The organism is Neisseria shayeganii (assembly GCF_014054965.1).
GTDB lineage: Bacteria > Pseudomonadota > Gammaproteobacteria > Burkholderiales > Neisseriaceae > Eikenella > Eikenella shayeganii.
Map to the genome: position 1 here is coordinate 2,047,495 of NZ_CP059567.1, position 11,735 is coordinate 2,059,229.

At 61.7% G+C, this 11,735-nt stretch carries 14 protein-coding genes; 6 read left to right on the forward strand and 8 right to left on the reverse strand.

Features of this window, described 5'->3' with window-relative positions:
• Position 1 precedes the first annotated feature (1 nt).
• From metK to H3L94_RS10020, 3 genes are all read left to right on the forward strand, one after another.
• The gene (gene metK, locus H3L94_RS10010; protein ID WP_182123158.1) at positions 2-1,171 is read left to right on the forward strand and encodes a methionine adenosyltransferase; all 1,170 of its coding nucleotides are present in this window, start codon (positions 2-4) and stop codon (positions 1,169-1,171) included.
• Between the two features lie 175 nt (positions 1,172-1,346).
• Positions 1,347-2,420, forward strand: coding sequence for an AI-2E family transporter (locus H3L94_RS10015; protein ID WP_182121900.1), 1,074 nt, complete (start codon positions 1,347-1,349; stop codon positions 2,418-2,420).
• Positions 2,421-2,490: 70 nt separating this feature from the next.
• The gene (locus tag H3L94_RS10020) at positions 2,491-3,231 is read left to right on the forward strand and encodes a beta-ketoacyl-ACP reductase (protein WP_182121901.1); all 741 of its coding nucleotides are present in this window, start codon (positions 2,491-2,493) and stop codon (positions 3,229-3,231) included.
• Between the two features lie 97 nt (positions 3,232-3,328).
• Here the strand turns inward: H3L94_RS10020 and H3L94_RS10025 are convergent, their stop codons facing one another.
• The 3 genes from H3L94_RS10025 to H3L94_RS10035 all read right to left on the reverse strand — a co-directional run bounded on the left by H3L94_RS10025 (position 3,329) and on the right by H3L94_RS10035 (position 5,491).
• On the reverse strand, positions 3,329-4,132 hold the full coding sequence (locus H3L94_RS10025; RefSeq protein ID WP_009118940.1) for a septal ring lytic transglycosylase RlpA family protein: 804 nt from the start codon (positions 4,130-4,132) through the stop codon (positions 3,329-3,331).
• A gap of 41 nt (positions 4,133-4,173) precedes the next feature.
• Positions 4,174-4,638: a tRNA (uridine(34)/cytosine(34)/5-carboxymethylaminomethyluridine(34)-2'-O)-methyltransferase TrmL gene (trmL, locus tag H3L94_RS10030; RefSeq protein ID WP_182121902.1), complete on the reverse strand. Its 465-nt coding sequence runs from the start codon at positions 4,636-4,638 to the stop codon at positions 4,174-4,176.
• Positions 4,639-4,768: 130 nt separating this feature from the next.
• Positions 4,769-5,491, reverse strand: coding sequence for a ComFC family protein (locus tag H3L94_RS10035; RefSeq protein ID WP_182121903.1), 723 nt, complete (start codon positions 5,489-5,491; stop codon positions 4,769-4,771).
• On the opposite strand from H3L94_RS10035, the gene bioH reads away from it, so the two are divergent.
• Positions 5,490-6,248 (forward strand): pimeloyl-ACP methyl ester esterase BioH, encoded by a 759-nt coding sequence (gene bioH / locus H3L94_RS10040; RefSeq protein ID WP_182121904.1) that lies wholly within the window; start codon positions 5,490-5,492, stop codon positions 6,246-6,248. The genes H3L94_RS10035 and bioH overlap by 2 nt on opposite strands.
• A 32-nt stretch (positions 6,249-6,280) precedes the next feature.
• Positions 6,281-7,114: a DNA ligase gene (locus H3L94_RS10045; RefSeq protein ID WP_182121905.1), complete on the forward strand. Its 834-nt coding sequence runs from the start codon at positions 6,281-6,283 to the stop codon at positions 7,112-7,114.
• An 88-nt stretch (positions 7,115-7,202) separates the two neighbouring features.
• Here H3L94_RS10045 and H3L94_RS10050 read toward each other — a convergent pair whose 3' ends face one another.
• Complete coding sequence (locus H3L94_RS10050; protein ID WP_156787046.1) at positions 7,203-7,670, reverse strand: winged helix-turn-helix transcriptional regulator; 468 nt, start codon at positions 7,668-7,670, stop codon at positions 7,203-7,205.
• Positions 7,671-7,804: 134 nt separating this feature from the next.
• On the opposite strand from H3L94_RS10050, the gene H3L94_RS10055 reads away from it, so the two are divergent.
• Positions 7,805-9,061, forward strand: a complete 1,257-nt coding sequence (locus H3L94_RS10055; RefSeq protein ID WP_182121906.1) for a D-amino acid dehydrogenase — start codon at positions 7,805-7,807, stop codon at positions 9,059-9,061.
• Between the two features lie 151 nt (positions 9,062-9,212).
• Here H3L94_RS10055 and H3L94_RS10060 read toward each other — a convergent pair whose 3' ends face one another.
• From H3L94_RS10060 to H3L94_RS10075, 4 genes are all read right to left on the reverse strand, one after another.
• Positions 9,213-9,503: a hypothetical protein gene (locus H3L94_RS10060; protein WP_009119767.1), complete on the reverse strand. Its 291-nt coding sequence runs from the start codon at positions 9,501-9,503 to the stop codon at positions 9,213-9,215.
• A gap of 110 nt (positions 9,504-9,613) precedes the next feature.
• Positions 9,614-10,504, reverse strand: coding sequence for an NUDIX hydrolase (locus tag H3L94_RS10065; RefSeq protein WP_182121907.1), 891 nt, complete (start codon positions 10,502-10,504; stop codon positions 9,614-9,616).
• Between the two features lie 5 nt (positions 10,505-10,509).
• Positions 10,510-10,953: a hypothetical protein gene (locus H3L94_RS10070; RefSeq protein WP_182121908.1), complete on the reverse strand. Its 444-nt coding sequence runs from the start codon at positions 10,951-10,953 to the stop codon at positions 10,510-10,512.
• A 2-nt stretch (positions 10,954-10,955) separates the two neighbouring features.
• The gene (locus H3L94_RS10075; protein WP_182121909.1) at positions 10,956-11,708 is read right to left on the reverse strand and encodes a class I SAM-dependent methyltransferase; all 753 of its coding nucleotides are present in this window, start codon (positions 11,706-11,708) and stop codon (positions 10,956-10,958) included.
• Positions 11,709-11,735 lie beyond the last annotated feature (27 nt).

An 11,735-nucleotide genomic window follows, 5' to 3' on the forward strand; every position in this document is an offset into this window, starting at 1 on the left:
CATGAGCGAATATCTGTTTACTTCCGAATCGGTTTCCGAAGGCCATCCCGACAAAGTGGCCGACCAAATTTCCGATGCCATTCTCGATGCCATCCTCAGCCAAGACCCCGCCGCGCGCGTGGCCGCCGAAACCCTGGTGAACACCGGCCTGTGCGTGCTGGCCGGCGAAGTCACCACCCGGGCGCACGTCAACTATATTCAGGTCGCCCGCGACACCATCCGCCGCATCGGCTACAACGCCTCCGAGCTGGGTTTCGACGCCGACGGCTGCGCGGTGATGGTGTGCTACGACGAGCAGTCGCCCGACATCGCCCAAGGCGTGAACGAAGGCGAAGGTTTGGATTTGGACATGGGCGCCGGCGACCAGGGCCTGATGTTCGGCTACGCCTGCGACGAAACCCCCACGCTGATGCCGTTTGCCATTTACTACGCCCACCGCCTGATGCAGCGCCAGAGCGAAGTGCGCAAAGACGGCCGCCTGCCCTGGCTGCGCCCCGACGCCAAAGCCCAGCTCACCTGCGTGTACGACGCCGACACCGGCAAAGTCAAACGCATCGACACCGTGGTGCTCTCCACCCAGCATGATCCCGACATCAGCCACGAAGACTTGTGCGCGGCGGTGATGGAACACATCATCCGCCCGGTGCTGCCCGCCGAGATGCTCACCGAAGACACCAAATACCTGATCAACCCCACCGGCCGCTTTGTCATCGGCGGTCCGCAGGGCGACTGCGGCCTCACCGGCCGTAAAATCATCGTCGATACCTACGGCGGTGCCGCCCCGCACGGCGGCGGCGCTTTCTCCGGCAAAGACCCCACCAAAGTGGACCGCTCTGCCGCCTACGCCTGCCGCTACGTGGCCAAAAACATCGTCGCCGCCGGCCTGGCCGACCAATGCCAGATTCAGATTTCCTACGCCATCGGCATCGCCGAGCCCACCTCGATCGCCATCGACACCTTCGGCACCGGCAAGCTGGACGAAGCCGCGCTGATCGCCTTGGTGCGCCAGCATTTCGACCTGCGCCCCAAAGGCATCATCCAGATGCTCGACCTGCAACGGCCGATTTACAGCAAAACCGCCGCCTACGGCCATTTCGGCCGCGAAGAGCCGGAATTCACCTGGGAGCGCACCGACAAAGCCGCCGGCCTGAAAGCCGCCGCCGGCTTGTGATCCAAGCACCGCCCTGCGCACGACCCGCCCGCTCTCTAACAGCGAGGCGGGTCGCTTTGTTGGCAGGCTACCTGAAAGCAAACGCCAAACCGCCTGTCGAAACAATTGAGAAATATTTGTTTTTTGCTCCGTTCCGCGTGATAATGCCGCGCTGCAACAATCGAAGATAGCGTAAATGTATCAGGCAAAAAAACGTCCTTGGATGCCTTGGCTGTTCGGCTTCGGCCTGCTGCTGGTTATCGGCTTGGCCGTCGGCTATATGCGCGACATCCTCACCCCTTTTGTAACCGCCGCGGTATTGGCCTACATCCTCAATCCGCTGGTGGAAAAACTGCGTGACCGCGGCATCAAGCGCGGCATAGCCGCCATGCTGGTGATGGTGTTCGCCCTGCTCGTCTTACTGGCCTTGCTCCTGATCGTGGTGCCGATGCTGATCCAGCAGTTCGGCAATCTGGTGGCGCGGCTGCCGGTGCTGTTCTCTTTCGTTCAAGACAAGGCGCTGCCGTGGATCAACGGCCACCTGAATACCGACTGGGTATTGGATCAGGAATTTGCCGCCTCTTGGTTTCAAGACAATTTGGGCAACATCCAGGCCACCTTATCGAAAGCTATGCCCACCCTGGTGCAGCAAAGCGGCAATCTGGTGGCCTTAATCAGCAATGTGTTTCTGCTGCCCTTCCTGCTTTACTACTTCCTGCTCGACTGGACCCGCTGGAATTTCGGCATCAAGCTGATGGTGCCCCGCCGCTACATCGAAACCTACACCCGCATCACCCGCAGCATGGACAGCGTGCTGGGCCAATTCATGCGCGGCCAGCTCACTGTGATGCTGATCATGGGCCTGATCTACGGCCTCGGCCTGATGTTCACCGGCCTCGATTCCGGCTTCGCCATCGGCATGGTGGCCGGCCTCCTGGTATTCGTGCCCTATCTGGGCGCTTTCACCGGCCTGCTCTTGGCCACCATGGCCGCCCTGCTGCAATTCGCCTCTTGGCAGGGCCTGCTGATGGTGTGGGGCGTGTTTGCCGTCGGCCAGTTTTTGGAAAGCTTTTTCATCACCCCGAAAATCGTGGGCGAGAGCATCGGCCTGTCGCCGTTTTGGGTGATTTTCGCCTTGATGGCCTTCGGCAGCCTATTCGGTTTCGTCGGCATGCTCCTGGCCCTGCCTTTGGCGGCGGTTGTGCTGGTCTTGCTGCGCGAAGGCGCCAATGCCTACCTGAACAGCCGTTTTTACCGGCGGGAAAAATAATAGGCGCAGCCGCTTTGGTCGGCCTGCATTCCACCCACCTCATCTTGACTTTATTTGAAGGAGATCATTCATGCGTTTAGCAAACAAAGTAGCCGTGATTACCGGCGCCGCCAGCGGCATCGGTTTGGCCACTGCCGAGAAATTCGCCGCCGAAGGCGCCACCGTGATTGTGTGCGACCTGAACCAGGCCGGCATCGATGCTGCGGTGAAAGCCATTACCGACAAAGGCGGCAAAGCCGACGGCTACGTGGTAGACGTAACCAATAAAGAACAAATCCATGCCATGCGCGACGCCGTGTTGGCCAAACACGGCCGCATCGACACCTTGGTCAACAACGCCGGCATCGTGATGGACGCCCAGTTGGTGAAAATGACCGAAGAGCAGTTTGACAAGGTGGTGGACATCAACCTGAAAGGCACCTACAACATGGCCCGCGCGCTGGTGGACACCATGGTGGCCCAAGGCAGCGGTGTGATTCTGAACGCCAGCTCCGTTGTCGGCGTGTACGGCAACTTCGGCCAAACCAATTACGCCGCCACCAAATTCGGCGTCATCGGTTTCGTGAAAACCTGGTCGCGCGAGCTGGGCAAAAAAGGCATCCGCGTCAACGCCGTGTGCCCCGGCTTCGTGTCCACCCCCATCCTGAAAGACATGCCGGAAAAAGTATTGGCCGCCATGGCCGATAAAGTGCCGATGAAACGCCTGGCCGACCCGAGCGAAATCGCCAATGTGTACGCCTTCCTCGCCAGCGACGAAGCCAGCTACATCAACGGCGCAGCATTGGAAGTAACCGGCGGCTTAACCCTGTAAGCCAAACGGCCTCCCACAGCAAAAGGCTACCTGAAAACTGTTTCAGGTAGCCTTTCGTATGTGCGGGCGATCCTGCCGCCGATAAGTACAGACGGGCTTAAGCCGAAGCCAGTACGGTCTGTTTCAGGCGGTCGGCCTGGTCTTGCTGCTGGAAGGGGCCGAGGCGCACCACGAAGCCGCTGTCCTGCGGCACCAGCAGCAGCTGTTGCGCGGTATTGTTCATGTGGCGCAGCTGGCGGGTGGTTGCTTCCAGATAGCTTTGCGCGTCGGCACGGTTGTCGAAGCGGCGCAGATTCACGTAAATACTGCCGGCTTCGCGCGCCGGCGCGGCGGCCTGCTGTTGTTGCTCAGGCACGATTTGCTCGATACGCACATTGGCGGTGCCGCTGTTGATGAAGCCGAGGCTCTGGGCGGCGGCTTTGGAAACGTCGATCACACGGCTGCCGTGGAAGGGGCCGCGGTCGTTGATGCGCACCACCACGCTTTTGCCGTTGGACAAATTGGTCACGCGGGCGTAGCTGGGAATCGGCAGGGTTTTGTGGGCGGCGGTCATCAGGTTCATGTCGTAACGCTCGCCGGAGGCGGTGAGACGGCCGTGGAATTGGCGGCCATACCAAGAAGCGCGGCCGGTTTGGGTAAAGGCTTGAACTCGGGTGGCGGGGGTATAGCGCACGCCACGCACTTGATAGCTTCGGTTGGCTGAACGATGCAGTCTTTCGGGTTTGGCAACGGCGCTGGGATGCAGATTGGCCGAGTTGCCGTGATACACCGGGGCGGTGAGTCTGGCCTGGTTGCCTGAGGATTCTGCCGAAGCAGTGTTCATCAGGCTGCTAAACAGACCGATGCAGGTGGTCATACCGATAAAAAATGCGTTTTTCAGTTTCGCCAAAACGGGCTCCATTCTTGAGTGGTAGGGATGTGTGTTGCTGTGAGCGGGTGGTTTTATTCGCCACCTGCGTAATCGTTTTGCCGCCATGCTTCGTACAGCATCACGGCCACGGTATTGGAAAGGTTCATGCTGCGGCTGCCGGCTTTCATCGGCAGCCTGAGTTTTTGCTCCGCCGGCAGGCTGTCGAGGATGTCGGCCGGCAGGCCACGGGTTTCCGGGCCGAACAAAAACACGTCGCCGGGCCGGAAAGCGGCCCGGTCGGGGCGGGTGCGGCCTTTGGTGGTGAGCGCAAAAATGCGTTTGCCCGACAAAGCGGCCAAGCAGTCGGCAAAGGTTTCGTGTACCGTGAGGCTGGCGAACTCGTGATAGTCCAATCCGGCCCGCTTCATTTTGGCGGAATCGAGCGGAAAGCCGAGCGGTTTCACCAAGTGCAGGTCTGCCCCGCTGTTGGCGCACAGGCGGATGATATTGCCTGTGTTGGGCGGAATTTCCGGCTGATACAAAACGACGGTAAACATGGTCAAATCTGCCGTTCAGGTAGCCTGAGGCGCTTTTTCATTCCAATAAAAAAGGCTGATTCACAATAAATCAGCCGCTTAGCAACGGGGCGCATGATGCCGCACACCGGCCGCCCGCGTCAATTTTTTTTCAATCCGGCCGCGCCAGCACCCAGCAGTAAACCGCCGCCGCGCCAGAGCGCATCAGGGTTTGCGACAATTCGGCCAGTGTTGCGCCGGTGGTAATAACATCATCGATTAACAGCAGTTTACGCCCCTTTACCGCTTCGGAATCGGCTACCTGAAACACCCCGCTCACATTACGCCGGCGCAGCGCTTTCGGCAGCGTGCTTTGCGCCGCACGGTGCCGCCGGCGCACCACGGAAGGCGGCAGCAGCGGCAGTTGCAGCTGACCGGCCACCGCGGCCGCCAGCAGGGCGCTTTGGTTGAAACCGCGCCGGTGCAGGCGCTGCCGACTCAAAGGCACCGCCAACACCGCATCGGGCGCCCCGCCGTCCGGCCATGCCGGTATGTCAGCCAGCATCCATTCGGCCAACACCGCGTACAAATGGTTCTGCCCCAGAAATTTATAGGCATACAACAGATTGCTCAACGGCGGCGCGTAACGGAACGATGCCCGCAAATATTGCTGCGGCGGCGGTTTGCGCTGGCAGGCGCCGCAGGGCGTGCCCCAGGCCGAAGGTACGCCGCACAAAGGGCAATGCCGCCCCGCCTCCAGCCGCAGCGTGTCCACATCCGCGCTGCAGGCGGCGCAAACCGCCTGCGTTCCGCTCGGCGCATGGCATAATGCACAGCAGTTTTGTCCGCCTGCGGCCTGTTTGAGCCGACGGCACCATTGAGAAAGCCAAGCCATGTCCGATACCCCTCCCATTTGGCTGCTGCACGGCTGGGCCGCCAACCGCCATGTGTTCGACCCGCTGGCCGAACGCCTGCAACCGGCCGCCGTGGTCTGCCCCAACCTGCCCGGTCACGGTGGCGCCACTTATGACGGCCGTTTCGACATCGACATCATTGCCGATCAATACGCCGCGCAAATGCCCACTGCCGTCCACCTGCTCGGCTGGTCGCTCGGCGGCCTGATTGCGCTGCATCTGGCCGCACGGCATCCGCACAAAGTACTCAGCCTCTGCCTCACCGCCTCTTTTGCCAAACTGCAGGCCGCGCCCGATTACCCGGCCGGGCTCAACCAGCCCGCCTTGGGCAAAATGCTGCCGCTGTTTCAGCAGGATTACGCCAAATATATCCGCCAATTCATCCAGTTGCAATTTCTCTACAGCAAGCACCACACCGATTTGCAGGAAGCCGTGCTCGCCAAACTCACCGCCGCCTCCGCCCCGCCGGCCTTGGCCGATGCCTTAAACGCCCTCTCCCAGGCCGACGCCCGCCCCCTGTTGGCGCAGATCCGCTGCCCCACCCTGCTGCTGTTCGGCGACAAAGACACCCTCACCCCGCCGCGCATGGGCGAATACCTGCAACAACACCTGCCCCGCAGCCGGCTGCAGCTGATTCCCGGCGCCGTCCACGCCCCCTTCCTCAGCCACGCAGACGAATTCGCCGCACACTACCGAAACTTCCTGCTGCAAACCGATCAGCCGCCTGCTTTCAGGTAGCCCTTTCCCCACCCGTTCACAGGAGCCGTGCCATGAAATCCCTGTTCTTCCGACTGTGCTGTCTGCTGTTTCTCTTTACCGCACCCGCTGCCGCCGAAAACGTCCGCCCCGCCGACATGATGCTGGCGCAGGAATACCGCAGCCAAGACATCCGCGGCTGGCTGGCCAGCGAAAAACTCGACGGCGTACGCGCCTTTTGGAACGGACAATACCTCATCAGCCGCGGTGGCCACATCCTGCCCGCACCGGGCTGGTTTACCCGCGGCTTCCCGCCCTACGCGCTGGACGGCGAACTCTACGCCGGCCGCGGCCGTTTCGAGCACACCTCCGCCGCCGTCCGCGGCCACCGTCCCGAAGCCTGGCAGACCATCCGCTACCACGTCTTCGACGTGCCCGACGCCGAAGGCGGCCTGCTGCAACGCCTATCCGCCCTCTCGGGCTACCTGAAAAACCATCCGAACACCCGCATCCGCCTGATCGAACAAATACCGGTGGCCGATGCCGCCGCCGCCCACGCCCTGTTGCAGCGCATTGAAGCCGGCGGCGGCGAAGGGCTGATTCTGCGCCATCCCCACGCCCCTTATCCGCGCGGCCGCAGCCCGCTGGTCCTAAAAATGAAAAGCGAGCACGACGCCGAATGCCGCGTGGTGGCGCACCACCCCGGGCGCGGCCGTTACGAAGGCCTGCTCGGCGCACTTTCCTGCGAAAACCGGCACGGCCGCTTCCGCATCGGCTCCGGCTTCAGCCGCCACGACCGTGCCCATCCACCGCCCATCGGCAGCACGATTACCTACCGCTACCGCGGCTTTACCCGCCACGGCACCCCGCGTTTCGCCACCTTCGTGCGCCAACGGCCGACCGAATAAGACCGCCTTCCGCTTTCAGGTAGCCTGCTGCCCTCCTGCCTTTCAGGCTACCTGAAACCGTCCTGCCCGCTCCGGCACGCTCCCAAACCTATTCCCCCCAGGTCAGCAGCCCGCCTTCCCGCACCTCCTCCATCACCACATAACTGCGGCTCTCCACCGCCGAAGGCAGCTGGAGCAGGATTTTGCCCAGCATATCGCGGTAGGCCGACATATCCGGCAGGCGCACTTTAAGCAGATAATCGTATTCGCCCGACACCAAATGGCATTCCAGAATCTGCGGAATTTTCAGCACCTCGCGGCGGAACTCCTCAAAAATATCGCCAGATTTGGAATGCAGCTTGATTTCCACAAACACCAACAGGCCGTAACCCAATCGGGCGGGGTTCAAGCGGGCGTGGTAGCCCGTGATGTAGCCGTCGCGCTCCAGCCGCCGCACCCGCTCCGTTACCGGCGTGGCCGACAGCCCCACCCGCTCCGCCAGCTCGGTCATGCTCAGGCGGCCGTTTTCCTGCAACAGCTTCAAAATTTTGCGGTCTATCTTATCGGCCTGCTTCAGCATATTGAATTTCCCTTTTTAAAAGTTAATTTTCAGAATATTTCATTTTAAAAATACATCAATAAAGTGAAAAAGGCTACCTGAAAAGCATTAGACTTGCGCAATTCACTAACATACAAAACAAAGGAGAACGCATGCAGGTCATCGTCATGGGCGCCGGCATCACCGGCATCGCCACCGCCTGGTATCTGCGCCAGGCCGGTCATGAAGTTACCGTTATCGAGCGCGAACAGGGCGCCGCACTGGAAACCAGTTTCGCCAACGCCGGCCAGCTCTCTTACGGCTACACCACGCCTTGGGCCGCCCCCGGCATTCCGCAAAAAGCCGCCAAATGGCTGTTTAAAGAACATTCCCCCCTGCTGCTGCGCCCCGACGGCAGCCTGTTCCAATTGCAATGGCTGTGGCAGATGCTGCAAAACTGCACCGACTCGGCCTATATCGTCAATAAAGACCGCATGGTGCGCATTTCCGAATACAGCCGCGAAATGCTCGCCCGTCTGGAAGCGGAAACCGGCATCGGCTACGAAGGCCGCCAGCTAGGCACTTTGCAAATCTTCCGCACCCAGCAGCAAATCGATGCCGCCGCCAAAGACATGCAGGTGTTGCGCGATTACGGCGTGCCCTTCGAGCTGTTGGAAGGTGCCGCCGCCTGTGCCGCCAAAGAACCGGCGCTGGCCCAAGCCGCCAACCTGATTGCCGGCGGCCTGCACCTGCCCAACGACGGTACCGGCGACTGCCACCTGTTTACCACCCGCCTGGCCAAAATGTGTGCCGATGCCGGCGTGGTGTTCCATTACGGCCGCGAAATCCAGCACATCGCCACCCAAGGCAACCGCATCACCGGCCTCACCGCCGGCGGCGAACATTTCAGCGCCGAGCGCTACGTCTGCGCCTTAGGCAGCTTCAGCCGCCAGCTCTTGGCCCAGCTCGACATCCGCCTGCCGGTGTATCCGGTGAAAGGCTACTCGCTCACCATTCCGATGAGCGACGAATCCCGCTCGCCGGTGTCCACCATCATCGACGAAACCTACAAAGTGGCCATCACCCGCTTCGACGAACGCATCCGCGTGGGCGGCATGGCCGAGCTGTCCGGCTACCGCATCCAGCTCTCGCCCAAACGCCGCGAAACGCTGGAGCTGGTGGTAAACGAGCTGTTCCCCGGCTGCGGCAACGTGGGCGCCGCCACCTTCTGGAGCGGCCTGCGCCCGATGACGCCCGACAGCACGCCGATTATCGGCGCCACCCGCTTCACCAACCTGTTCACCAACACCGGCCACGGCACGCTGGGTTGGACCATGGGTTTGGGTTCGGGCAAAATTACCGCCGACCTGGTGGGCGAAGTGAAGCCCGAAATCGAAACCAGCGATTTGTCGCTTATCCGCTACGCCTGATCGGCAAAACGCGCCAAAGCCCCGCCGCAGCATGCAGGCGGGGCTTTATTGCAACGGCCAATCACTCCTACTGTATCTGTATGCCGCCCGCAACAAATCAGGCTACCTGAAAGGTTTCAGGTAGCCTGTTTGGGCTGAGAAGCGGTGCCGGTCAGCGGCAGGACAAACCCAGCATGGTGGGCGGGTTGGCGTTGGACAGCTTCACGCGGCAAGTGGTGGCGGAGCTGCCGGACACCACCGCATAGCGGGTGCCGTTTTCGGTTTTCAGGCTGACATTCATCGGCTCTTTCACGCCCATGGATTTGGAAGAGTGGGCGATGTTTTGCACCATTTCCGCAGGCAGGCCCGAAGTGTCGGTAGCAATCTTCACTTCGTCTGCGGCCCAAGCGGCGGCAGGCAGGGCCAAAGCCAGCATCAGGGCTGCGGTCGGTTTGATGTTCATAACAATTCCTTTCGGTGTGTGCCTGCCGGACGGCAGACGTGGAGCACTCTACTATAGCCCCCGGCGCGGGGCAAGCAGGCGGACACAATTTTGCATTCCCGCAAATGCCTTCAGCCGGCCTGCTCACGGCGGCGGCGCAGCCAATCGGCCAGCGGCGTATCGGCCGGCACCAAGCCGTAGCGCAGGCAGGCATCCAGCGTGGCCAGCAGCGCATCGTTCATAAAACGGCCCGCGAGCATGGCTTCCAGCACTGCCGGCGGGGGCAGCAGCATAAATTCGGCCACTTCGCCGTCTTGGTTTTCCGGCACCCAACCGGCGGGCAACACCACATCGAACACATGCAGCCATTCGCGGTGCAGGCCGCGCGGCACCGCGCGCAGGCTGAGCACGCGGCTTTGCTCGGCGGCACCAGCCAAGTGTTCTTCGGGCAGGCCGGCTTCCTCAAATCCTTCGCGCCGCAAAGCATCTTCAATGCGCTCGCCAGCAGCCAATCCGCCACCCACCAAATTGTCGAGCTTATCGGGGTCCACCGCTTTAAACGGGCTGCGGCGGGCAATCCAGAAACACCAGCCCTGTTCGGTTTCGGCCAAACCGTTGATGTGCACGGCGCGGCTGCACAAACCCAGCGGCCGGAATGCCGCCCGTTCCAACGCAAACAGGGCCCGGCCCTTACTGTCTTCCACCGCAAACCTCTCGTTGCGCCAGCCGTTCAGGTAGCCCAAGCTGTGCCAGCCGTGAGCCATATTCTGCAACGCATCGGCCAGCATCAGCCAATCGTCGGCCGCCAGCCAAACGCCGTCTTGACGGTGCGCCAAGCGGTGCGGCCAGTCGGCCAGCACATAAGACAGCCAAGGCTCTTTCAGGTAGCCCAAAGGCAGGCAGTTGAGATACAGCGGCACACAGGCGGCTTCATCTACGGCAAAACGCTGTTGCAACAATTCAAGCAAAGCGGTGCAGGCCTGGGCATCAAACGGAATCGGGAAATGGGGCATTCGGCTCATTCGGGCTACCTGAACAACAAAGGGAAACGGGCAGACAATACTTTCCGGCCGACCCGCCACACAAGCATCAGCGCCACAGACAGCAGCAGGGCGGGCAAAGCGGAGTGGTGCAACTGGTAGGCCAAGCGCTCGGCGGGCAGGAACACGCCCCACATACGATCAAACAGCAAAGCGTCGTTCACCCACGCCCACGCCGCCAACAGCAGCAATCCACGCAGCAGCCAAAACCCCGGCCGCTCGGGCAGCCAGACAAACAAAACGCCCAAGGGCAAGGCCACGATGGCTGCCCACAGCCGTATATCGTCGGCAAAACGGCAGCTGGCGCAGGCGATCGATTCGTTGCCGCCCAGCAAACCGTTCCACGCCCAGCGGAATTGCAGCCAAGACACCAGCCCCAACACAAGCCATGCCGCCGCCAAACGCAGCAACCCCACTGCCATCCGCCACATGGTTACGCCTCCTCGCCGCCAAGCATCAGCGGCCGGTACACATCGAAACGGGTGGATTTGCCGCTGTATTGGTAATCCGGCTGCCGGCCGCACAAGGTTTCGCCCAAACGCGGGCGCTTCACCACCACCCGTTTGCCGGCCACCGCCAAAGCCGCGTCCAACAAAGCCGCATCGTCCTGCGCCGTTCCCACCAGCTCGTGAAAATACGCCATCTCTTTTTTCACCGCTGCCGATTTTTGCCGTTCGGGATACATCGGATCGAGATACACCACCTCGGGGCGGCCGGAATGTTCGGCCAAATGCGGCATGGCGGCCGCCGCATCGGCCGCATGCAGGCTAATGCGGGCGGCGATTGCCGCCGTATCGGGGTGCTGCCGCGCCCGCGCCAAACCGTCGGCCAGCAGGCAATACACGGCAGGGTGCCGTTCGAATACACGCACCGACAAACCCAAGCCGGCCAGCACGAAACTGTCGCGCCCCAAGCCGCCGGTGACGTCCCACACCTGCGGGCGGGTGCGGTGGTTGACCGCTTTGGCCAACAACTCGCCGCCGCCCTGCACGCGGCGGTGGCGGGCGGCACCGGCGGTGAAATCCACCCGCACCCGCCCTTTTTCGCCGGCTTTGGCCAAAGCCATGCCGTCGGTGTCCCACAGCAGGTACACGCCCGCCTGCGGCTCGGCGGTCACACACTGCAAATCAGGGTGGCAGGCATAGTCGGGCAGCGGTTCGTCAATCAGTATATAGAGGGGAATCATGGCGTTATTGGCTTTCAGGTAGCCTGA